At 62.0% G+C, this 23,106-nt stretch carries 21 protein-coding genes and 1 pseudogene; 5 read left to right on the forward strand and 17 right to left on the reverse strand.

Translation table 11 applies throughout. The features are described from left to right. Positions 1-189: 189 nt before the first annotated feature. A complete protein-coding gene (locus ACU5AZ_RS07780; RefSeq protein ID WP_446825437.1) occupies positions 190-1,404 on the reverse strand; it encodes a polyhydroxyalkanoate depolymerase in 1,215 nt (404 codons plus the stop codon). 108 nt (positions 1,405-1,512) lie between these two features. On the opposite strand from ACU5AZ_RS07780, the gene ACU5AZ_RS07785 reads away from it, so the two are divergent. Continuing rightward, on the forward strand, positions 1,513-2,166 hold the full coding sequence (locus ACU5AZ_RS07785; protein WP_446825438.1) for a glutathione S-transferase: 654 nt from the start codon (positions 1,513-1,515) through the stop codon (positions 2,164-2,166). Between the two features lie 12 nt (positions 2,167-2,178). Here the strand turns inward: ACU5AZ_RS07785 and ACU5AZ_RS07790 are convergent, their stop codons facing one another. Together ACU5AZ_RS07790 and ACU5AZ_RS07795 are read right to left on the reverse strand one after the other, a co-directional pair. Beyond that, the gene (locus tag ACU5AZ_RS07790; RefSeq protein ID WP_446825439.1) at positions 2,179-3,105 is read right to left on the reverse strand and encodes a carbohydrate kinase family protein; all 927 of its coding nucleotides are present in this window, start codon (positions 3,103-3,105) and stop codon (positions 2,179-2,181) included. An 86-nt stretch (positions 3,106-3,191) separates the two neighbouring features. After that, positions 3,192-3,890, reverse strand: a complete 699-nt coding sequence (locus tag ACU5AZ_RS07795; protein ID WP_446825440.1) for an orotate phosphoribosyltransferase — start codon at positions 3,888-3,890, stop codon at positions 3,192-3,194. A 178-nt stretch (positions 3,891-4,068) separates the two neighbouring features. On the opposite strand from ACU5AZ_RS07795, the gene ACU5AZ_RS07800 reads away from it, so the two are divergent. Together ACU5AZ_RS07800 and ACU5AZ_RS07805 are read left to right on the forward strand one after the other, a co-directional pair. Further along, on the forward strand, positions 4,069-4,584 hold the full coding sequence (locus ACU5AZ_RS07800; RefSeq protein ID WP_446825441.1) for a DUF1269 domain-containing protein: 516 nt from the start codon (positions 4,069-4,071) through the stop codon (positions 4,582-4,584). Between the two features lie 38 nt (positions 4,585-4,622). Next, a complete protein-coding gene (locus ACU5AZ_RS07805) occupies positions 4,623-4,772 on the forward strand; it encodes a DUF3096 domain-containing protein (RefSeq protein ID WP_446825442.1) in 150 nt (49 codons plus the stop codon). 110 nt (positions 4,773-4,882) lie between these two features. Here the strand turns inward: ACU5AZ_RS07805 and ACU5AZ_RS07810 are convergent, their stop codons facing one another. From ACU5AZ_RS07810 to ACU5AZ_RS07855, 10 genes are all read right to left on the reverse strand, one after another. Next, positions 4,883-5,974 (reverse strand): hypothetical protein, encoded by a 1,092-nt coding sequence (locus ACU5AZ_RS07810; RefSeq protein ID WP_446825443.1) that lies wholly within the window; start codon positions 5,972-5,974, stop codon positions 4,883-4,885. Between the two features lie 531 nt (positions 5,975-6,505). Beyond that, positions 6,506-6,979 carry an N-acetyltransferase family protein gene (locus tag ACU5AZ_RS07815; protein WP_446825444.1) on the reverse strand — a complete coding sequence of 158 codons (474 nt, stop codon included), beginning with the start codon at positions 6,977-6,979 and terminating at the stop codon, positions 6,506-6,508. After that, complete coding sequence (gene pyrC, locus ACU5AZ_RS07820; protein ID WP_446825445.1) at positions 6,979-8,016, reverse strand: dihydroorotase; 1,038 nt, start codon at positions 8,014-8,016, stop codon at positions 6,979-6,981. Before pyrC ends, ACU5AZ_RS07815 begins: the two co-directional genes overlap by 1 nt. 80 nt (positions 8,017-8,096) lie before the next feature. After that, the gene (locus tag ACU5AZ_RS07825) at positions 8,097-9,176 is read right to left on the reverse strand and encodes a response regulator (protein WP_446825446.1); all 1,080 of its coding nucleotides are present in this window, start codon (positions 9,174-9,176) and stop codon (positions 8,097-8,099) included. 32 nt (positions 9,177-9,208) lie between these two features. Further along, on the reverse strand, positions 9,209-11,464 hold the full coding sequence (locus ACU5AZ_RS07830; RefSeq protein ID WP_446825447.1) for an ATP-binding protein: 2,256 nt from the start codon (positions 11,462-11,464) through the stop codon (positions 9,209-9,211). Further along, positions 11,461-11,955, reverse strand: coding sequence for a molybdopterin-dependent oxidoreductase (locus ACU5AZ_RS07835; RefSeq protein WP_446825448.1), 495 nt, complete (start codon positions 11,953-11,955; stop codon positions 11,461-11,463). The genes ACU5AZ_RS07830 and ACU5AZ_RS07835 overlap by 4 nt, the downstream gene beginning before the upstream one ends. Positions 11,956-11,986: 31 nt before the next feature. Continuing rightward, the gene (locus ACU5AZ_RS07840; protein WP_446825449.1) at positions 11,987-12,385 is read right to left on the reverse strand and encodes a response regulator; all 399 of its coding nucleotides are present in this window, start codon (positions 12,383-12,385) and stop codon (positions 11,987-11,989) included. Positions 12,386-12,777: 392 nt separating this feature from the next. Next, positions 12,778-13,560, reverse strand: coding sequence for an ATP-binding cassette domain-containing protein (locus ACU5AZ_RS07845; protein WP_446825450.1), 783 nt, complete (start codon positions 13,558-13,560; stop codon positions 12,778-12,780). Continuing rightward, the gene (locus ACU5AZ_RS07850; RefSeq protein ID WP_446825451.1) at positions 13,560-14,618 is read right to left on the reverse strand and encodes an ABC transporter permease; all 1,059 of its coding nucleotides are present in this window, start codon (positions 14,616-14,618) and stop codon (positions 13,560-13,562) included. Before ACU5AZ_RS07850 ends, ACU5AZ_RS07845 begins: the two co-directional genes overlap by 1 nt. Before the next feature lie 101 nt (positions 14,619-14,719). Then, positions 14,720-15,745, reverse strand: a complete 1,026-nt coding sequence (locus tag ACU5AZ_RS07855) for a substrate-binding domain-containing protein (protein WP_446825452.1) — start codon at positions 15,743-15,745, stop codon at positions 14,720-14,722. Between the two features lie 334 nt (positions 15,746-16,079). Here ACU5AZ_RS07855 and ACU5AZ_RS07860 point away from each other — a divergent pair, with 334 nt between their 5' ends. After that, on the forward strand, positions 16,080-17,327 hold the full coding sequence (locus tag ACU5AZ_RS07860; RefSeq protein ID WP_446825453.1) for an ROK family transcriptional regulator: 1,248 nt from the start codon (positions 16,080-16,082) through the stop codon (positions 17,325-17,327). Further along, positions 17,311-17,742, forward strand: a complete 432-nt coding sequence (locus ACU5AZ_RS07865; RefSeq protein WP_446825454.1) for an RbsD/FucU family protein — start codon at positions 17,311-17,313, stop codon at positions 17,740-17,742. Before ACU5AZ_RS07860 ends, ACU5AZ_RS07865 begins: the two co-directional genes overlap by 17 nt. A gap of 4 nt (positions 17,743-17,746) precedes the next feature. Here ACU5AZ_RS07865 and ACU5AZ_RS07870 read toward each other — a convergent pair whose 3' ends face one another. The 4 genes and pseudogenes from ACU5AZ_RS07870 to epmA all read right to left on the reverse strand — a co-directional run. Then, on the reverse strand, positions 17,747-19,276 hold the full coding sequence (locus tag ACU5AZ_RS07870) for an acetyl-CoA hydrolase/transferase family protein (protein ID WP_446825455.1): 1,530 nt from the start codon (positions 19,274-19,276) through the stop codon (positions 17,747-17,749). Positions 19,277-19,425: 149 nt separating this feature from the next. Beyond that, entirely contained in the window at positions 19,426-19,623 is a 198-nt protein-coding gene (locus ACU5AZ_RS07875; protein WP_446825456.1) for a hypothetical protein, read from the reverse strand. 495 nt (positions 19,624-20,118) lie between these two features. Further along, entirely contained in the window at positions 20,119-21,180 is a 1,062-nt protein-coding gene (locus ACU5AZ_RS07880; protein ID WP_446825457.1) for a lysine-2,3-aminomutase-like protein, read from the reverse strand. Positions 21,181-22,030: 850 nt separating this feature from the next. Beyond that, positions 22,031-23,080: pseudogene (epmA, locus tag ACU5AZ_RS07885) on the reverse strand (EF-P lysine aminoacylase EpmA); the annotation flags it as partial. Positions 23,081-23,106 lie beyond the last annotated feature (26 nt).

A 23,106-nucleotide genomic window follows, 5' to 3' on the forward strand; every position in this document is an offset into this window, starting at 1 on the left:
GGTGCGGCGGAGCAAGTCGATACCCCGGCTCTTCGCATGGCGTCGGGCGTTCAATACTTGAAACGATTCACAGGATCGTTTCATCGGCGGCGCTGACCGCATTTCACCCCCTCACCAACAAAATCTATGACTTAGCGATGCTAAGGTCATGATTTTGTATCCTCTCCCGCAAGGGGAGAGGTGAGTTTCCTACTCCATCGCCAGAATATGGTTGCGGACCACCGGATAGATCTCGCCGTCCCATTTGCGGCCGTTGAACACGCCGTAATGGCCGACATTGGCCTGCAGGTGGTGACGGCGCAGGTGCGGGCGCAGCGAATTGCAGAGATCGTGGGCGGCGGCCGTCTGGCCCATGCCACAAATGTCGTCGCGGCCGCCTTCCACCGTCAACAGCGCCGTCTTGCGGATCGCGCCCGGATCGACCAGGCGGCCGCGATACATGAAGGTGCCGTTCGCCAGCTCCGCCTTGTGGAAGACGCGGTCGATCGTCTCGATGTAGAATTCCTCGGTCAGGTCGAGCACGGCGAAATACTCGTCGTAGAAGGTCTTGATCTTCTCCGCCTTCTCGGTCTCGCCCTTGGCCAGATATTCGTAGAGGTTCTGGTGAGCGGTGCGGTGGCGGTCGATGTTCATGGCCATGAAGGCGACCAGCTGCAGGAAGCCCGGATAGACCTTGCGGCCGCCGCCCTTGAAGCGCCACGGCACGGTGGTGATGACCGAATGCTCGAACCAGGCGAGCGACTTCTTGACCGCGAATTCGTTGACTTCCGTCGGGCTTTCGCGCGGATCGACCGGCCCTGCCATCAGCGTCATCGAACGGGGCGTCGCCGGATGGTCGTCCTGAGACATAACCGCGACGGCGGCGAGCGTCTGGACGCAGGGCTGACAGACGGACAGCACATGCGCGCCCGGGCCCATCTCTTCAAGGAAACGAATGATGTATTCGACGTAATCCTCGACGCCGAACGCGCCGGCGCTCAAGGGCACGTCCCGGGCATTCGTCCAGTCGGTGATGTAGACGTCGTGGTCGCGCAGGAGCGTCTTCACCGTTCCGGCCAGCAGCGTCGAGAAGTGACCGGAGAGCGGCGCGACGACCAGCACCTTCGGCTGCTCGGCCTCGGTCTCCTTGACGAAATGCAGGAGATTGCCAAAGGGAAGCGACAGCGCCACCTCCTCGCGCACGGGCGTCATCGTGTTACCGCTCATCACCTCGCCGATACCGAAGTCGGGACGCTCGTGGCTGAGCTTGAAGCGGGAGATGAGTTCCATGGCGGCGAGGAAATGCTGATTTGCACCCTGCCCGACGCCGCTGACGCCCCAGTTGCCGAAGCGCATCCACAGCCGCGCCAGTTCGCGAAAAGGTCCAACCAAGTCGTCCTGGAACTGGTAGACCTGATAAAGCATGAGGGGGCATCCTTTTTCGTCTTGTGCAATGCACAAAAACTAGTGCATCTTTGACCAACTTGCCAGAGAATAGTGACGATATCGAAAAGGCGCGAAAAAGGGCGGATCATGTTGCACGGAACGCTGACCATCTCCTCGAAGAACTATTCCTCCTGGTCGCTGCGCGGCTGGCTGCTCTGCCGCATGGCGGGCCTCTCCTTCACCGAGGTGATGGCGAAGCCGGACGAGAAGAACCGGCAGGAACTGCTGCTCTTGTCACCCTCCGTCCTCGTGCCGCGGCTGACCCATGGCTACGTCACCGTCTGGGATACGCTGGCGATCGCCGAATATGCCGCCGAATATGCACCGACCGCGGGCCTGCTGCCCTATGACCAGGCGGTCCGGGCGCATTGCCGGGCGATCTGCGGCGAAATGCATTCCGGTTTCCACAATCTCCGCTCGGCCCTGCCGATGAACATCAAGGCGCGGCACGAGCGCTTCAAGATCTTTTCCGGCGCGCGGCCGGACATCGAGCGGATCAAGGAAATCTGGAACGAGTGCCTGGACCAGTATGGCGGGCCGTATCTGTTCGGCACGGCACCCAACATGGCCGACGCCATGTTCGCGCCGGTGTGCTCGCGCTTCCGCACCTATGCCGTGGAGCTGGACGACCGGCTGTCCGACTACTGCAACCTGATTCTCAACTGGGACCTGATGCAGGAATGGGCCGAAGGGGCAGCCGGCGAGGAAGACGAGATGATCGAGCTCGAGGTCGAATTCTGATCGACCGTCGCCTCAGAGGCCGATTTCATTCGCCCAGGGCGGATTGGCGCCGGCGCGGGAGACCGTGACGGCGGCGGCCTTGGCGGCCAGCGACAGCGCATCGCGCACCGCCTCTTCGCTGAGCGACGCCACCTTTTCCTTCGTCAGAAGGTTATTGCGCTTCAAAGACGCCAATACGCCCGCATCGAATGTATCGCCGGCGCCGACCGTGTCGACCACCTCGGCTTTGACGCCCGGCACCGAGACCTTGAAATCCTTCGTGTAGCCATCCGCGCCATCTGCGCCCTTGGTGATGATCAACAGCTTGGCGCCGTGATCGAGCCAGTGGCGGGCAAGGTCCTCCTGGCTGCCGGTCATGCCGAACCATTCCAGGTCCTCATCGGAAAACTTGACGATGTCCGACATGGCCGCCATGCGGTTGATGCGCTGCATGTGCGCCACCTTGTCCTTGATGAAGCCTGGGCGGATATTGGGGTCGAGCGAGATGACACGGCGGTCGTGTTCGCGGGCCATCAGCGCCTCGTAGGTCGAGCCGCAGGGTTCCGAAATCAGGCTGATCGCACCGAAATGCAGCGCCTCGCAATCGTCGCCGAGATCCGGAAGATCGTCTTCGGTGATCATCCGACCGGCGGTGTTCTCGTCGTAGAACGCATAGGACGCGCTGCCATTGGTCAGCTTGACGAAGGCGATCGTCGTCGGCCGCGAGGAGATGGCGCAGGGCGACGCATCGACATTCGACGCCTTCAGCGCCTTCTGCAGGATGTCGCCCATCATGTCGTCGGAGAGACCGGTGAAGAATGCCGTCGGCACGCCGAGACGGCCGAGCGCGATCGCCGTGTTGAAGACCGCGCCGCCGGCATATGGCGCAAAGCCATTCTCACCCTTGGTCGTTTCACGCGGCAGCATGTCGATCAGGGCTTCGCCACAGCATAGGATCATAGTCTCTCTCCCAACGAATGAATTTCAATCGATTTAAGTCACTATCCCGACAAAGGCCAGCATTTTATGCCTGCATAGGCAACGGCTTACTGGGTCGGGAGTTCCGACACGCCGCCGTGCTCGGCCGACCATTTGAGCGGCGCATCGAGGAAGGCCGCGACAGAGGTCAGCGTCGCCTCGTCGAACAGCTTGTCCTGGCGGGCGGCGGCCAGGACCTCGCGCCATGTGGAGATGTGGTGCAGCTTGACCTTGCCGTTGACGAAGCGCTCGCCGGCCTCCGGAAAGATACCATAATAGAAGAGCGCCATGCCATGGTCGACGATGCCGCCGGCGGCGCGGATGGCGTCGATGAACTTGAACATGGAACCGCCGGCCGTGGTCAGATCCTCGATCACAAGGACCCGGGCGCCTTCGGGCATATGGCCCTCGATCTGGGCGTTGCGGCCATGACCCTTCGGCTGCTTGCGGACGTAGATCATCGGCAGGCCGAGGCGATCGGCCAGAAAGGCGGCAAAGGGGATGCCGGCCGTCTCCCCCCCGGCAACGCAATCGAACTGTTCGAAACCCGCCTCGCGCAGCACGGTGGATGCGGCAAAGTCCATCACCGCCGAACGGATGCGCGGATAGGAGATCAGCTTGCGGCAGTCGATGTAGACCGGGCTCATCATTCCCGAGGCGAGCTTGTAGGGCTTGTCGGCGCTGAAATGCACCGCCTTGATCTCCCAGAGCATCCGGGCCACGAGAGACGCCATCTCGGCGCGATCGGGAAACGAGTTCTGAAACATCGGCGCTCCTTGCAAAGCCATGGACTGGACAGCGCATAGCAGGATGCGCGACGGTATTCCAGAAGCGTGGCTGGCTTCATGAACAAAGTTTAACGCATTCAGCCCTTTCAAATGCAACAAAACGACGCCAAGTCAGTTGTATATCCCGACGATGGGACGATGACGGAAAGGAACCGCGATGTCCGAGCTGATAGTCATTGGTTACAATACGGAATCACAGGCAGAACAGGCCCGCGAGACGCTCTACGGCCTTTCGAAGGAATATCTGGTGGAGATCAAGGACGCCGTGGTCGCCTCCGCCGGAGCAGACGGTAAGGTCAAGCTCAACCAGATGGTCCACATGTGGGCGGTCGGTGCCAGCGGCGGGGCCTTCTGGGGCATCCTCGCCGGCCTCATCTTCTTCAACCCGCTGATCGGACTTGCCGCCGGGACGGCGACCGGAGCTCTTGCCGGCGCACTGACCGACTACGGCATCTCCGACAATTTCATGAAGGATGTCGCGGGTGTCCTGCAGCCTGGCCAGGCCGCGCTCTTCATCCTCGCCGAGCGCGCCTCCTCCGACAAGGTGATCGACAAGCTGAGCATGCATGGCGGCCGTATCCTGCGCACCAACCTCGACACATCCCAGGAAGGCAAGCTCAGGGAAGCCTTCGACCATGCGCGCAGCGCACCGACCCCGGCGGATGCCGGCTGATACCCGTTGAAGCAACCTTATGAAGAAGGAACACTGACATGATTTCCGCCGTTTACATCCAGCCGATCATCGCCCTGATCGCCGGCATCCTGATCCTGGTCGCACCGCGCATCCTCAATTACGTGGTGGCGATCTATCTCATCCTGATCGGCCTGACCGGGCTGTTCCCGCACATGATGGGCGGTTGAACTCGCAGGTGCCGCCAGGTTTTGCGCCCCTTTGAGGGCGGCCCGGCAGTATCCCTCATATGGAAAAGGCCCGCTTCACGCGGGCCTTTTCATTCTCGTGGCCTGAAAGCCTACTTCAGAACGACATAGTCGCAGCCCGGAATGCGATTTTCCGGAAGCTTCTTGACGTAGTAGAAGCAGGTGGCACCGCTGCCCGCACCGGTATCAATCGTCGCAACGACCGGCACCGGCTTGTGGTGAGGCTTCCAGTGGTGACGATGATGCTTCCAGTGATGGCGGTGCTTGTGATGCGGCTTCATCACGTGATGCTTGCGATGCGGCGGCTTCATCATGTGGTGCTTCTTGTGACCGGGCCGCTTGCCCTCGACCTTGTGGAACGGCTTGTGGTGAGGACGCTCCTTGATCTCCGGCTTCTTGTTCCAGTCCTTGCCGGGGAACATCGGCTTGATATCGCCCCAATTGCGCGGACCGGACGACTTGACCGGGCGATTGCCGGGCTTCTTGAAGTCCTTGCCCTTCGGGCCTTCGCGATGACCGCCCATCTTCTGCGGGCCGGGCTTTTGTCCGCCCCATTCCCCGCCGCGATGACGACGTTCATTGCTGGCGTGCATCGGCTTCCCGCCTGACGGACCACGGAAGTTCTTGCCGCCGCCGCGCTTGTTGTCTTCGCGGTTGCCGAACATCGGCTTCTGCCCAGGCTTGCCCTCGAAGCCGCCGCGCTTGCCGTCGGACTTGCCGCCGTCACGGCCACCAAACATCGGCTGCGGACCGCGCTTGTCGCCGAAGCCTCTGTCGTTGCCCGGCTTCTTGTCGTCACGACCGCCGAACATCGGCTGCGGACCCGGCTGCTGCTGTCCACCGTTCTGCGGGCCGCCAGACTGATGCTGGCCGCCGTTCTGCGGACCACCAGACTGCTGCTGCCCACCATTCTGCGGGCCGCCAGACTGCTGCTGCCCACCATTCTGCGGACCACCAGACTGCTGCTGCCCACCGTTCTGCGGGCCGCCAGACTGCTGCTGGCCGCCGTTCTGCGGACCGCCAGACTGCTGCTGCCCACCATTCTGCGGGCCACCAGACTGCTGCTGGCCACCGTTCTGCGGGCCGCCAGACTGCTGCTGCCCACCGTTCTGCTGGCCACCAGACTGCTGCTGTTGGTCTCCCCGTTCGGCAGCATATGCCGCCGACGAATAAAATGCAGGCATTGTACCGATCGTCGCGAATGCAAATGCGGCGACAAAAGTCGAAACGACGATCTTTCTGCTTGAAGTACTTTCTCTACTTGGGGAAGTGACGCACCCCGAGACAATCTTACCCATGAATTCCACTCCTACGCAAAACAAATACCGGTCCATCCCCGGTAATGAAGTATTATCCACAACTAATTTTAAGTTGCAATCGGAGTTTAATATATGGTTAACCTTGAAAAACAAGGAGATGCGCAGGATATACTTAGTTTTAATAAAGTTTTAAGGATTTTATTTATGGTTAAGGCTTGACAAGCAACGGCTAGATGAAACCTGTGCCGCGGCAAAACAGGCTCCGAAAATGCTGTCGGACGCTTCACGATTCAGGCTGAAAACATGGGAGACCGGGATTGCGGGAGACGACCTCAAGCAGCGCACCTGCGCCCAGATTCCGTGGACCGATCCTGTCGGAATCACGACATCAAGGCGGGGCGTCAGGAGCCGCTCAAGCTCCTGTCCAGGCTTCGACCAAAACGGAAGACCGAGGCGCTAGCCCCTTAGCTTATGGAGATTTTCGCCTTCAAAGCGGTAGACGACCTTGGGCTGCTGGCGGGCACCCAGGTTTTCGTAGAAACGCCGCGCCCCGGAATTGTCCGTCTCGGCGGTGAATTCCAGCCGCGTGCCGCCACGACGGCAAACCTCGCCGCCGGCTGCTTCGACCAGCAACCTGCCGACGCCACGCCCCCGAGAACCGGCACGGACGTAAAGTTCCTTCATGAACCAGGTGTTGTTGAGGTGAAGGCCGGGAAAGGTCTCGTAGAGAGTGGCGAAGCCGATGCCCTCGTCACCGTCGAAGGCAACGAGGAAGCAATCGGGCGGATTGTCGTTCAAGATGCGGAACAGGCGCTGGCGAGCATCATGTTCGGCGACAGCCGCCTCGCCCAGATAATGGCGTTCCATGTCCAGCATCAGGGGCAGCAGACACTCGAAATCGTCCGCCGTCGCCTGGCGAACGGAGATCACTACTCGACATCCCAGTGCAGCGGGAACATCGGATCGAAGACCGTGACGGGGCCCGCGCCGGTCTCTATCTTCTGCGGAAATTCGACCGGAGAGTTGCGCTTGACGAGCGTGATCGTCTCCTCGTTCGGCGTCAGCCCGTACCAAGCGGGGCCGTTCAGCGAGGCGAAGGCTTCGAGCTTGTCCAGCGCGCCCTCCTCTTCGAAGACATGGGCGAGGCAGCTCATCGTGTTGACGGAGGTGTAGATGCCGGCGCAACCGCAGGCGCATTCCTTCAGCGGGTCGACATGCGGGGCCGAGTCGGTGCCGAGGAAGAAGCGCGGATCGCCGGAAACGGCAGCCGCCCTCAGCGCAAGGCGGTGGCTCTCGCGCTTGGCGACCGGCAGGCAGTAGTAGTGCGGCTTGATGCCGCCAACCAGGATGGCGTTGCGGTTGATGATCAGGTGATGGGTGGTGAGCGTGCCGGCGAGATTGCCGGCAGACGACTTGATATAGTCGATGCCGTCCTTGGTGGTCACGTGCTCCATCGTGACCTTCAGTTCCGGTACCCGGCTGCGCAGCGGATCCAGGACGGTTTCGATGAACACCGCCTCGCGGTCGAAGATGTCGACTTCCGGCGTCGTGACCTCGCCATGGACGCATAGCGGCAGACCGATCTTCGCCATGCGCTCCAGCACCGGCATGACCTTGTCGAAATCGCGAACGCCGCCATGGGAATTGGTGGTGGCGCCGGCCGGATAGAGCTTCACGGCGTTGATCAGCCCGCTCTTCCTGCCTTCCTCCACGTCGTCCGCATTGGTCCCCTCCGTGAGGTAGAGGGTCATCAGCGGCGCGAAGCGGTCGCCCGCGGGGATGGCATCGAGGATGCGCGCCTTGTAGGCGAGCGCATCGGCGGTGGTGACGACCGGCGGCACGAGATTGGGCATGATGATGGCGCGGGCGAAATGCCGGCTGGTGTCGCCGATCACGCCCTTCAACATCTCGCCATCGCGCAGGTGCAGGTGCCAATCGTCTGGGCGGCGGATGGTGAGGCGTTGCATGATCGGCTATCTCCGGCTGATGTCACTGTCAGTCGGGCCATAACATTTTCGAGCGCCGGAAAACAATCCGGAACTGATCCTCAGACGGCTTCCCGATACTTCGCGGCGAGCGTGAGTTCCGTTTCCTGGAGCGCCATGTCCTCGTCCCTGATCGCCCGGATCTTCGGCAGGGCACGCTCGAATGCGGCCACGCATCCGGGATCGAACTGCGATCCGGCGCGAGCGAGAATGTGGGCGACCGTCCGGTCGAAGGGCCACGCCGACTTGTACGGCCGCTCGGATGTCAGGGCGTCGAAATTGTCGGCAATGCAGACGATGCGGCCGGCAAGCGGGATCTCCTCTCCGGCAATGCGGTTGGGATAACCCTGCCCGTCCCAGCGTTCATGATGGCTTGCAGCGATTTCCGCAGCCAGCTGCAGCAGCGAGGAGTGGGACCGGCCGAGAATGTCGCTTCCGACCAACGCATGGCATTGCATCTGCCGGTATTCCGCCTCGGTCAACTTGCCCTGTTTGAGAAGGACCGTATCGGGAATGGCGACCTTGCCGATGTCGTGCATGGGCGCCGCCAGCTTGATGTCGCGGCAGAGATCTTCCGGCAGGCCGAGCTCGGCGGCAATCGCTTCGGCATAGGCGGCGACACGCAGCGTGTGATGCGCCGTGTCCGGATCCTTGTATCCGGCCGCAAGCGTCAGACGCTGGATGATCTCCTCCTCACGCTCGCGCAACTCCTTCACGGTCTTCTCGACCTCGGTGCGCAGCCATTCGGCGCGCTTCTGAAGCTCGCTGCGGGCGCGGGCAAGATTGACGATGTTGTGGACGCGCGCGTTGAATTCGAGCGGATTGACCGGCTTCATCAGGAAATCGATCGCGCCGGCGTTCAGCGCCTCCATGCGCGTTGCCTGGTCGGTATCCGCGGTCACGAAGACCACCGGCATCTGCGCGTATTTTTCAAAGCGGACGATCTCGGTATAGAGTTCGACGCCATTGTAAGTGGGCATCTGGTAATCGAGGATGGCCAGATCGAGGTCGAGATCGGGCAAGGCACCGAGCGCCTCGTCCGGCGTGGAAAAGGCGACGATTTCGCACCCTTCGATCTTGCCGGCGAGATGCACGAGAAGCTTGAGGCTGGTCTTGTTGTCGTCGACGATGAGGATGCGCATGGGCTTGTTGCCTCCCTTGTAAAATCTTTTGCTCAGGCTGCCTGATCCGGCCGATGGGCCTCGATCTTTTCCGCCAGGTATTCGATGTCGGCGATTGCGGGTTGCTTGCCGCGAAGCTGTTCGGCCATGCTGGCAACGCCTTTGAAGCCGAGGTTGGCGGCCATGCCCTTCAATGTGTGAAGGCCCTTGTCGATGCCGCCGGTATCGCCATTGGCGAGTGCCACATGCAACTCGTCGAGAAGCTCGGCGGCATCAGTGAAATAGGAGTCCAGAAGCTCCTCGAATATCTCTTCACCCAGAGCCTCCGTCAGCTCGTCGCGGCGGGCACGATCGAAGTCTTCGCCGCGCGGCGCTGCATTCAGTGCGTCGTCCGTCGAGACCGAAGCGGCCGCCTGCAGCGCTTCTTCAGCTATGGCTGCGCCTGCGTCTTCCGCTGAAGCCGAGGCGTGAACGGCCAGGATGCCGCGCAGGCGATCGAGGGAAATCGGCTTCGACTCGAAGGCCTGCATGCCGGCCTGCCGGCATTTTTCCCTGTCGTCGTCCGACGCATTTGCGGTCATCGCGACGATCGCGGTCCGGGCGTTCAATCCGTTGCCCTGCCTGATCTCGGTCGTCGCCTGAATGCCGTCCATCACAGGCATTTGCATGTCCATCAGGATGAGGTCGAACTTCGCGTTCGTAGCCATGTCCACGGCTTCGGCGCCGTTCGCCGCAACCACGACCTCCTGCCCAAGCCGGTCCAGAAAGCGCATGGCGACCTGCTGGTTGACGCGATTGTCCTCGACGAGGAGAACGCGGCGACGCGAAAGAGGTCCCTCGGCCCGCTCGGCGCGTTCGTGGCTGCAGGTTTCCTCTGCGACGGTACGCGTGACGGGCAGTTCGAACCAGAATGTCGACCCCTCGCCGATCCGGCTATCGACACCCAGCTTGCCGCCCAGCCGCTCGACGATCTGCTTGCAGATGGTCAGGCCCAGCCCGGTGCCGCCATAACGCCGGCTGATCGAGGCATCGACCTGCGAGAACGGCTGAAACAGCTTCTTCTTGCCCTCTTCGTTGATGCCGATGCCGGTGTCGGACACCTCAAAGCGCAGACGCAACGCATTGCCATCGTCGAATTCCCTGACCTTCAGGGTGATCAGGCCGTTTTCCGTGAACTTGGCGGCATTGCTCATCAGGTTGAGAAGCACCTGCCGCAGCCGGGTCGGGTCGGTGGCGACGCATGGCGCCTCGAGACTATCGGGAATGTCGAGGACCAGCCGGTTGCGCCGCTCCGCGGCCCTTCCCGTCACGATCTTCGCGACCATCTCGGAGAGTTCACGCACATCGACAGGCCGAGACTCCACATCCAGATTGCCGTGCTCGATCTTGGAAAAGTCGAGGATCTCGTTGATGATTTCCAGCAGTGCCTCGCCGGAGGAACGGATGACGCCGACATTGGCGGCCGCCGGCTTCGGCAGGTCCGACAGTTCCAGCAATTCGGCCATGCCGAGAATGGCGTTGAGCGGCGTGCGGATCTCATGGCTCATGGTCGCCATGAACTGCGATTTCGCCCGGTTACCGGCGTCGGCCGCCTCATAGGCGGAGCCAAGCTCGTCGGCCATGTGCTCAAGCTTCAGGCCGGCGGCGCGGACGGATTTCAGCTGGCGGCGCAGCATCACGATCAGCATGCCGACCGACAGAAACAGCAGACCAAGCATGATGGCGGAGGTGCGTTCGAGCTTGAAGACCTCTTCGCGGCTCTCCGCCCGCACCTCGCTCAAACGCGAATTGATATAGAGCAGCAGCTTTTCGGAATGTCCGGTCAACGAGGCAACCGCGCCGGACAGTGCCGTGATCTCCTCGGCCGTCGGGTAGACCTTCCGGTTGATCCGGTCGAAGAGCGGCTCGTTGGAGAATATGATGTCGCCCACCTTGCTTACAACGTCCGCAAACTTGCGATCGGTCGCGAAGAACTCCTCGAAGCGAGTCTCCTTGATCAGCTTGATGCGCGAGTAAAGGATATCGTAGCGAAGGGACATGTCCTTGTAATTGTCGGCCGTCCGCAGCTGCGGCGAACGCACCATGCCGTCGACGGCGAAGGCAAGCGTTCTGGCCTCCCGGTCCAACTGGTAGATCGACCACTGGGTGTTTTCGCGAATGCCGTCCTGAAGGGACGTGTAGCGGGACGAGATATCGGAATAGAGCATGGCCAGGACGACCAGCAGCATGACGGAAACGCCCTGCAGGACCGCAGTGGCCTTTCCCGCCCGGCGAATGGCCTCGCTGCTGATTTGGTCCCTCCGCTTCACTCGACGACCTCGATTTCCTTGATCTGCCAGACCGAACGGCTGAAATAGAGTTCGTTGTAGAGGTCCTTGTTCTCGTCAAACGGATAGACCACCATCAAAGGTCCCTTGTCGCGAACGGACATGACCTCGCCATCCTGATGATCGGCAAGAATGACGTTGAGTTTGGCATCATCGGCCGGCACGTCGGCAGCATAGTCGTTGAGCGCGCGCACCTTCAGCATGTGGCCTTCGGCGCCGGCGGCCTTCAGGACCTCGCGCAGCAGCGGGCCCGAGAACTCAACCTTGCCCTTCGTCCAGGGCGTCTCCATGGACGCCTTGCGACCCGGCAGCGCGGCAAGCATCTCGCGGTCGAAGGCCGCCGTGCCGTCGACATTGGTATTGGCGATGGCACCCTTGACGACCAGGATCACGTCACCCTTGGGGGCATCGAGCGCCCAGGCGGGAGCCGCCAGGCAGGCTGCAGCGAGACATGCTGTAAAGAACTTCTTCATGATGGACCTCTTGGATTTCGACAGATTGCCGTCAGGACGCCGCGCTCATGCCGGGCCCGACCGAAGGAAGATGGAGATGGGTGAACAGCAATTCGCGAAATGCGACGGCCTCCACCGGCTTCATCAGGAAATCGTCGACACCGGCGTCGATGGCCTTTGCCTTCAGGTCCGGACCGTGATCGGCCGTCACCATGATCACAGGCGTCTGTCTGTACCGGTCGATCATCCTGATTGCCTTGACGAATTGGACGCCTGACATGGTCGGCAACATCTGGTCGACGATGAGCAGGTCGAACAAGGTCTGATGGCACAGGGCCAGGGCCTTGCCCGGATCCGCCTCGACGCGGATTTCGCCCGCCTCGATCTTCTTTGCGAGATGCTTGAGGATCAGAGCGTTGGTGGCGTTGTCTTCAACGATCAGAATTGCCATGTCATTCCCCATGTAGTCCGCGGCGGCCAGCGCCGGGACAAGACCTGCACGAACGTCCGACGCGGCGGGCTGGGGCGAACCGGCCGGCGACTATGGCTCGATGCATCGATTTCTAGAGAGACAACGCCGGGCTTTCCGGCTCAGTGCGGGGGCTTCATGCCGACCCATCTAGGGCTTCGCTCTGGCTTATACGCTCTTTCTAATGGAGATAGCCTGAAGAACGGTGAAGCCCATCATTCAAATTTTAGCGAAGCAAGAAAATCGTCCTGTAATACTGCACAGCAGTGCCACAACGCTCCGCTTCTTCTGCCATTCCGAGTAGACAGGAGAGGCTGTTCTCGGCGCATGAACAAATCCGGCATCGGGACTGCCGATGCCGGATCGAAGACTTGTCAGGCAGCCAGGCTTGCCTCTGGCGGCTCCTTGGCCCCGGTCATGAAGGCCACCGCATCCGACATGGTGTAGTCCTTCGGATTGATGACGCAGAGGCGCTTGCCGAGACGGTGCACATGGATGCGGTCCGCGACTTCGAAGACATGCGGCATGTTGTGCGAAATCAGCACAATCGGCAGGCCGCGCGACTTGACGTCGAGGATCAGTTCCAGCACGCGGCGGGATTCCTTGACGCCGAGGGCGGCGGTCGGCTCATCCATGATGACGACCTTCGAGCCGAAGGCCGCGGCGCGGGCCACGGCCACGCCCTGGCGCTGGCCGCCGGACAGCGTTTCCACCGCCTGGTTGATGTTCTGGATGGTCATCAGGCCGAGTTCGGTCAGCTTGTCGCGCGCCAGCTGTTGCATCTTCTTGTGGTCGAGCATGCGAAACATCGAGCCCATCAATCCCGATTTGCGGATTTCGCGGCCGAGGAACATGTTGTCGGCGATCGACAGCGCCGGCGACAGGGCAAGGTTCTGGTAGACGGTTTCGATGCCCGCCTCGCGCGCTTCCATCGGAGAATGGAAACGGACCTTCTTGCCGTTCAGATGGATCTCGCCCTCGTCCGGGGTCACGGCACCGGAGAGCGCCTTGATGAGCGAGGACTTGCCGGCGCCGTTGTCGCCGATCACGGCGAGGATTTCGCCGGGATAGAGATCGAAATCCGCCTGGTCGAGAGCCGTGACGCGGCCGTACCGCTTGACCAGACCGCGAGCCTTGAGAAGAGGTTCGGTTGCCATCACGCTGCTACCTTTCTGATCCACTGGTCGACGGCGACAGCCGTGATAATGAGAACGCCGGTGAGGAAGACCTTCCACTGCGGGTCGGCGCCGAGCATGTTGAGGCCCATGGAGACCACGCCGACGATCATCGCGCCGATCAGCGTCCCGAGGATCGAGCCGCGTCCGCCGAAGAGCGAGATGCCGCCGATCACCGCGGCGGTGATGGACTGAAGATTGTATTCGGTGACGGCCGCCGAGGGCGAGATCGAGCCATTGCGGCCGATCGATACCCAGGCCGCAAGTGCCGCGATGACACCGGCGAGCATATAGGTGGAGATGAGCACGCGGCGCACGCGGATGCCTGACAGTTCCGCCGCATCCGGATCATCGCCGACGGCATAGAGATGCCGGCCCCAGGCGGTGTGGTTGAGCGCGTACCAGAGAATGCCCACAAGGGCGACCATCATGACTACGCCGAGCGTCAGCACCGCGCCGCCGAGCTTGAAGCTGATGCCGAAGAAATGCAGAAACTCGGCATTGGCGGAGATGTCGGAATCACGGATGGTCTCGTTGTCAGAATAGATGAAGTTCGTCGCCATGACGATGTACCAGGTGCCGAGCGTCACGATGAACGGCGGCAGCTTCATCACCGCGACAAGGACGCCGTTCAGAAGTCCGCAGAGCCCGCCGGCAAGGATGCCTATGCCGATGGCAAGGACGGGCGGCAGACCGTATGTGACGGCGCAATTGCCCATGATCACTGTCGAGATGACCATGACGACGCCGATCGACAGGTCGATACCGGCAACCAGGATGACGAGCGTCTGACCGGCCGCGAGAATGCCGACGATGGCGATCTGCTGCAGGATCAGCGTCAACGTATAGGCGGAGAAGAAGCGGTCGCCCTTCAGCACGCCGAAGATGATGATCGCTGCGATCAGCACGATCCCCGGCACGGCGGCCGGCGTGGAATGAAGGAAATGCTGCAGCTTCTGCAGCGGGGTATGGTGCTTGAATGACGCGACATTCTTGTCGCTTTTTTCGAGTTCCCGTTCGAACTCCTGCATCGTGGCCATGGCGTCAATCCTCCCGAGCCGTCCGGATTTGTTTCCGGTTATTGAAAAGGGCGGCCGGAACCGCCCTTCCCTGTCCAGACTGATCCTAAATCAGTCCTTCATCAACCCCAGCACTTCTCCAGGCCTTCCTTGACGCTGATCGACGTGACGCCGTCAGCCGGCTTGTCCGTGACGAGGTTCACGCCGGTGTCGAAGAAGTTCTTGCCTTCGGTCGCCTGCGGCTTGGTGCCGTCCTTGGCGAAGGCAGCGATCGCCTCGATGCCCTTGGAAGCCATCAGCAGCGGATACTGCTGGGAGGTCGCGCCGATCTGGCCTTCCTCGACAGCCTTGACGCCCGGGCAGCCACCGTCGACGGACACGATCAGGACGTCGTTTTCCTTGCCGATAGCCTTGAGCGCCTGGTAGGCGCCGACAGCGGCCGGCTCGTTGATGGTGTGGATGACGTTGATGTCCGGGTCCTTCTGGAGAAGGTTTTCCATGGCCGTGCGGCCGCCTTCTTCATTGCCGTTGGTCACGTCATGGCCGACGATGCGCGGATCGTCTTCGTCGCCGATCTTGTTCGGGTCCTTCGGGTCTATGCCGAAGCCCATCATGAATCCCTGGTCGCGCAGGACGTCGACCGTCGGCTGCGACGGGGTCAGGTCGAGGAAGCCGACCTTGGCGTCATTCACCTTGTCGCCCATCGTTGCCTTTGCCCAGGCGCCGATCAGCTTGCCGGCTTCCAGGTTGTCGGTGGCAAACGTCATGTCGGCGGCGTCGATCGGATCGAGCGGCGTGTCGAGTGCGATGACCAGCAGGCCGGCGTCGCGTGCCTTCTTGACCGAGGGAACGATGCCCTTGGTGTCGGACGCGGTGATCAGGATGCCCTTGGCGCCATCGGCGATGCAGGACTCGATTGCGGCAACCTGGCTTTCAGAGTCGCCGTCGATCTTGCCGGCATAGGTCTTCAGGTCGACGCCGAGTTCCTTGGCCTTCTCGGTCGCGCCTTCCTTCATCTTGACGAAGAAGGGGTTGGTGTCCGTCTTGGTGATCAGGCATGCCGATACACCTGCGGCGCTTGCCGGCGCTGCGAATACGACACCGAGTGCCAGCGCGCCGAGCGCGGATGCCACGAGAGACTTTTTCATTCTATCCTCCCAGAGTTCAAATTATGCCGGTGCCCGAAGATGCTTGCTCCAATAGGCCCGGAAACTTCATTTTGCGAAAGCGTCCAGCTCCTCGGGATCGCCTTCACAACGGCGCCATTAATCGCCTCGCCGGCGACATCTGTCAATAATTAATTCCAGTTGATTTAGTATTTTTTTGTGGCATGGTGCTGATCAAAGAAAAGAACTGGCGGCAACGAGCGGTTTAGGGAATTGAAGCTGAAGGGATTGGAGGCTACAGCTTCTGCAAGTTTCATTCGAACGACCCGACGCGGAAAACCCTTTGTTCGCGGCCAGCGCGGGAGGATACGAGGACATGTCGACGCACAGCGGCTCTGGCGGCACGCCACCACCGCAGGTGGTTCTTGATCCGGGCGGCGGCTCCAATCAGGAGCGCGTCCGCGCCTACAATGAACGGCTGGTGCTGTCGCTGATCCGACGGCACGGCAGCCTTTCGAAGGCCGACATCACGCGCCGCACGGGATTGTCGGCGCAAACCGTTTCCGTGATCATCCGCGCGCTGGAAAAGGACGGGCTACTCGGCCGCGGCGAGCCCGTGCGCGGCCGGATCGGCCAGCCTTCGGTGCCAATGTTTCTCAATCCGGATGCCGTCTACTCCTTCGGCGTCAAGATCGGCCGGCGCAGCGCCGACCTGATCCTGATGGATTTCGTCGGCAGGATCCGAACCCGGCTGCATCACACCTACGCCTTTCCGACACCCGAGCAGATCATCGACTTCGTCGTCGAGGGGATCACCGCTCTGGAAACCGGCCTCGAGCTCCAGCAAAGAAAGCGCATCGCCGGCGTCGGCGTCGCCGCGCCCTTCGAACTCTGGAACTGGGCCGATCAGGTCGGTGCTCCGCCTAAAGCGATGGATGTCTGGCGCGACTTCGACCTGCGCGCCGAGATTGCCGCGAGGACCCATCATCCCGTCTTCCTGCAGAACGATGCGACCAGCGCTTGCGGCGCCGAACTGGTGTTCGGTGCCGGCGCCGGCTATCCCGATTTCGTCTATTTCTATGTCGGCTCGTTCATCGGCGGCGGCGTGGTGCTGAACTCGTCGATCTTCACCGGCAGGACCGGCACCGCCGGCGCGCTCGGTTCGATGCCCGTACGCAATGCCGCCGGCGAGACGCGACAGCTGCTCGAGATCGCATCGATCTTCGTGCTCGAAAACATGCTGCGGAAGCGGAACGTCGATCCCCAGCCGCTCTGGTATTCGGCCGACGACTGGATCGATTTCGGCGAGCCGACGGAACTCTGGATCCAGGACAGCGCAAAAGCGCTGGCCCAGGCGATCGTATCGGCTGCCTCCGTCATCGATTTTTCCGCTGCGATCATCGACGGCGGCTTCCCGGCCTGGATTCGGGCCCGGCTGACTGACGCCACACGCCGGGAGGTCGGCAAGCTCGACCTGCAGGGCGTGCTCATCCCGGAGATCGTCGAAGGCTCCGTCGGTGCGCAGGCGCGCGCCATCGGCGGCGCCAGCCTGCCAATCTTTTCACGCTACCTCATCGACCAATCGGTTCTCTTCAAGGATATCGACAGTGCTCAAGTCGCTTGACCCCCTGCTCAGCCCGGACCTTCTCTACACGCTGAGGGCCATGGGCCATGGCGACGAGATCGCCCTTGTCGACGGCAATTATCCCGGGCAGGAACATGCGAGGCGGCTGATCCGCATGGACGGACACGGCGTCGTGCCGGTGCTCGACGCGATCCTCAGCGTGCTGCCGATCGACGATTTCGTCCCGGCCGCCATCTTCCGTGCGACCGTCAAGGGCGACCTGAACCTCGTCGATCCGGTGCACGAGGAGATGATCGCCTGCTGCGCCCGCCACGAGCCGGACCGCAAGGTGGTGCCGCTGGCCGGGGACGAGTTCTACAACCGCGTGCGTGCGGCCCACACGATCGTCCAGACCTCAGAGCCGCGCCTCTACGGCAACATCATCCTGCGCAAGGGCGTGATCTATCCGGCCTGAGCGATCAGGCCGTCTTCATCCGCAGTGCGCCCGTCACGTCTTCTTCGGGCCTCATCGTGCCGCGCTCGCGCAGTGCGGCGTGCCATGAGAGCGCCTCCTCGATCAGATGCGGCGTCTGTCCGCCGCGCGAGAGCGCCCGCTGGTAATAGTCCGCCAAGAGGTCGCGATAGGACGGGTGCACGCAGTTGGCGATGATCTTCTCGGCCCGCTCGCGAGGCGCAAGACCGCGCAGGTCCGCCAGCCCGCATTCGGTGATCAGGACATCGACGTCATGCTCGGTATGGTCGACGTGGCTGACCATCGGCACGACCGATGAGATCGCGCCCTTCTTGGCGATCGACTTGGTGACGAAGATCGACATGTAGCTGTTGCGGGCAAAATCACCCGAACCGCCGATGCCGTTCATCATGTGCGTGCCGCCGACATGGGTCGAATTGACATTGCCGTAGATGTCGAACTCCAGCGCGGTGTTGATGGCGATGATGCCGAGACGGCGGACGACCTCCGGATGGTTGCTGATTTCCTGTGGCCTGAGGACCAGCCGGTCCTTGTAGGCGTCGAGATTGGGCATCACGCGCGCGTTCATCTCCTCCGAAAGCGTCATCGACGAGCCCGAGGCAAACAGGAGCTTGCCGCAATCGAAGAGTTCGAAGGTCGAATCCTGCAGCACCTCGGAATACATGGTCAAGTCGCGAAACGGCGAGTCGATGAAGCCGTGCAACACCGCGTTGGCGATGGTGCCAATGCCCGCCTGCAGCGGCTGCAACCGTTCGGTCAACCTTCCGGCAGAGACTTCATCTTTGAGGAAGCGCATCAGATGTGCCGCGATCGCCTTCGTGTCTTCGTCAGGAGGCTGGACCGGCGAGAAACTGTCGTGCTTGTGGGTTACGACAATGGCCGCGATCTTTTCCGGCGGAATGGGAATGTATGGCGTGCCGATACGGTCGCCGGGTTCGATCAACGGGATCGGCAGCCGGCGCGGCCGGTGGGTGGGAATGTAGATGTCGTGCAGGCCTTCCAGCGCCGGATTGGCGTCAAGATTGACCTCGACGATGACCTTGTCCGCCAGGATCGCGAAGCTTGCCGAATTGCCGACCGACGTCGTCGGAACGATGCCGCCCTCGCGGGTGATGGCGACCGCCTCGACAATGGCGATGTCGACCGGCGGGATCTGGCGGGTGCGCAGCTGTTCGACGGTTTCGGACAGATGCTGGTCGATGAACATCACCTCGCCGGCATTGATCGCCTTGCGCAGGCCCGGATCCGACTGGAACGGCAGGCGGCGCGCCAGCACATGCCGGCTGGCCAGCGTGCTGTCGAGATCGTGGCCCAGCGAGGCGCCGGTCATCAGCGTGATGCGGATTTCTTCGCGGCGGGCGCGTTCGGCGAGCGCCAGCGGCACCGCCATCGCCTCGCCGGCCCGCGTGAAGCCGCTCATGCCGACGGTCATGCCGTCGCGGATCAGGCCGGCGGCCTGTTCGGGGCTGACGATCCGGTCGAGGAGTTCGGGGCAACGAATGTGGCTGGAAAACATGGGCAATATTCCATTGGTTGAAATCCTGCCCATATTAGCGGCCCGGTCCGGCCGCCGATCTGACATATGTCAAACCTGCGATGGAAATTCCGGTTCAACGCAGACAGGCCGCGACCGTCGGCCTGTCCGGATCATGGGTCTCGTCAGCGTCATGCGTGCATGGCTTCCTTCGGCCTTCCGCGAACCATCAGGTCGCGAATGGCCGAGGTGACCGCCTCGGGCGAATCAAACCGCTGTTCGTCCAGCGGATGCACATGAAACTTGACGGCAATGAATTTCAGTCGATTACCTTCCGGCACGACAATTCCGACGGGCTCGCCGCCGTATTCGATTACAGCTTTTTGCATAATATCTTCCTCTATGCGTCTGCGGCCCCCCTAGGGGCATTATGGTCCGGCGTTTTATACGAGCCGGTATCGCATTCGGCCTGAGCGACAGGCGGAGGAACGGGGATAAAACTCTCCCCAGACTAAGACTTTTACTGAGGCAATGCTGTCCTTGTTCAACATGTCATACCCTCATTGGATGTTTCCCGCTTACAGGACAGAATACACCACGCATCGATGGCGGCAGCATGACGCGATTGGGTCGCCTTGCAAAATTTCATCCCGAAAGCGGACCCCGTCCCGGCACCCGAACGCCAAACCTGTTGGTTTCCAGGGGATCCCGGAACGATTCAATGTGAGTTAAATTTTTGTAATGTGACTACCACCGCGCGAGAAGGCGATGCTTCGCTCACAAGCCGGAGTCGATGCCGGCAAATTAATGGCAGGAAGAGACAGGTTACGCAAATTCCAAAGGGCCGGCGGCAGGGTCCATGGCTGAACAGCCGGCAGGCCTTGTCATTCGGGGTTCGTGTCTTCCGCCGGCGGATAGGCGTGCGAGCCTCCCTTACGGTCGCGCACCTCGAATGTGCCACCAGCCGTCTGGCAGACAGGCGAATTGGTCAGCGGCACCTTGCCGAAGCCGCCCGGAATGTCGAGCACATAGGTCGGCATGCAGAGGCCCGAAACCCTTGCCCTCAACGCCTCGACGATTTCTCGGCCCTTCTCGATGTCGACACGGAAATGCCCCGTGCCGGGCGCCAGGTCGGGGTGATGCAGGTAATACGGCTTGATGCCGGTCTCGACGAAGCCGCGCATCAGGTCCGCGAGGACCGCCGCATCGGCATTGACGCCCTGAAGCAGCACGGTCTGGCTGACCATGGAGATACCGGCGTCGATCAGCCGCCTGCAGGCGGCGCGCGCCCTGGGCGTCAGTTCGCGGACGTGGTTGGCATGCAGGGCGACCACGACGGTCTTGCCAGCGGCTTTCAGCGCATCGATCAGGTCGGCATCGATTCGCGCCGGATCGACCGCCGGCACGCGGGTATGAAAGCGGATGATCTTCACATGCGCGATCGCGCCGAGCATGGTCATGATCTCGGCGAGCCGTCGCGGCGACATGACGAACGGATCGCCGCCGGTGAGGATCACCTCCCAGATTTCCGGATGGGACCGGATATAGTCCATCGCCGCGGCAAGCGCCGGCGTATCCAGCATGCCGGCGCCCTCCGGGCCGACCACTTCGCGACGGAAGCAGAAGCGGCAATAGACCGGGCAGACATGCACGGCCTTCAGGAGCACGCGGTCGGGATAGCGGTGAACGATGCCTTCCACCGGCGAGTGCGGGCCGTCACCGATCGGATCGGCGCGCTCTTCCGGCGTCGTCAAAAGCTCGGCGGGGTCGGGAAGGAACTGTCGGGCGATCGGATCGGCCGGGTCGGCCGGATCGATCAGCGCAGCAATGTCCGGGGAGATCGCGACCGCATAGCGCGCGGCGACCGTCTCGGCCTCACGCAGGCGCTCTGCCGGCAGGAGACCGGCGGCAACCAGCCCGCCGGCCGTCTTCAATGCTGCCCCCACGCGATCCTCAGCCCTTGGCTTCCTTGAGTTCGAGAAGATCCAGACCGTCCCAGCCCTCGAACGGATCCTTGTCGTCGTGATCCTCGGATGCGTCCTCGGCCTTGGTCGCGTTTACCTCTTCGACCGGTGTGGCCACTTCGGCTACCTCGGTCTCTTCGGTCGCGAATTCGGGTTCGAGCACAAGCGCGGCCAGAATTTCGGCCTCCATGGCGTCGGAGAGATCAATATCCGCGTCGATCTCGTCCTCGGTCAGTTCGTCACCCGTCTGCTCGCCCTCTTCCTGAACTTCGGCATCAGCCTCGCCCGTGACAGGCAGGTCGATATCGGGCTGGATGACTTCCTCGGGCTCGAGGTCGGAGAGGTCCAGCATCGAGGCTGTCTCTTCATCCGCCTGCCCAACCTGCGCATCGGCGACAGTGTCTGTCTCGGCTTCGGCTTCGGCTTCGGCTTCGGCTTCGGAAATATCGTTCATGTCAGCGAATGCGTCGAAGACGGATGCCTCGACATCATCCGTTGCGGAGATCTCCGCTTCGGCTTCGGCCTCTGCAGGACTTTCCGCCGAATTCGGCGCATCAACTGTCGAAGCCGACGCCTCGGCGTGATCGACGGCAACCGGCTCTCCGGCCGGCGCAGTCTCTTCTGAATTCACGAGATTGCCGCTCATCGAAACTCCGGCCACAGCCGCCGAGATCAAGGCGACGAAATCGGCCGTCGCAGCGGGTTCCGCTTCCGCGGCAACCGGAGCAGCCGCTGCGGCGGGAGCGACCGGGATCACCGCAGGCGCTACCGGCTTCTGCAGGATCGGCTGGCTTTCCACGCGGTCCGCCTGCTGCATCTCGAATGCCGGTACTGCGACGGGCGCCCAGATGACCTGGTCGATGCGCGATGCACCCGCAGCCAGCATGACGAGGCGCTCGAAGCCGAGCGCGATGCCCGTTGATTCCGGCATGGCCGAAACCGCCTCAAGGAAATCCTCGTCGATCGGGTAGCTCTCGCCGTAGACCCGGCGCTTGATGCGCATCTCTTCCTCGAAGCGGGCACGCTGCTCGCTCGCATCCGTCAATTCGCCAAATCCGTTCGCCAGCTCGATGCCGCAGGCATAGAGCTCGAAACGTTCGGCGACGCGATGATCCTCCGGCGAACGACGCGCGAGCGCCGCTTCGCAAACCGGATACTGGTCGAGGATGGTCGGGCGGCCATGGCCGAGATTGGGTTCGATGCGTTCGACCAGCACGCGACTGAAGATGTCGGACCAGGTATCGTCCTCAGCCACCCGGATGCCGGCGGCCATCGCCTCATCGGCAAAGCCTTCGCGGTCCGTCAGGCCTTCCGGCGACAGCGTTGCGAGCAGGTCGATGCCGACGTAGCGGTCGAAGGCCTCGGCAACGCTCAGCCGTTCCGGCGAAAGGAACGGGTCGCAGCTCACACCGCGCCAGTTGAACTTGTTCGCCTTCGCCTTTTCCGAGGCGCGCGCGAGGATCGCGGCGCAATCCTCCATCAGCTTCTCGTAGCCTTCTCCGACACGGTACCATTCGAGCATGGTGAACTCGGGATGGTGCATCGGGCCATGCTCGCGGTTGCGGAAGGCATGGGCGAACGTGAAGATGCGCGTCTCGCCGGCGGCAAGCAGCTTCTTCATCGCGAATTCGGGCGAGGTGTGCAGGTAGAAGGGCCGGCTCTGGCCGTCGATGGAAACGGCTTCGGTCGAAAACGCATGCAGATGCGCCTCGTTGCCCGGCGAAACCTGCAGGATCGAGGTATCCACCTCCAGGAAGTCCCTTGTGGCGAAATAACCGCGCAGCGAGGTCTGAATTGCGTTGCGAGCCATCAGGAAAGGACGCCGATCCGCGTGGACGTCGGACGTCCACCAGGCGGAGGTCTTCGTATTTACAAGTGTCATTCGCGATGTTTCTTCTTCATACAGCC

The sequence above is a fragment of the Rhizobium sp. PAMB 3182 genome, assembly GCF_052908355.1.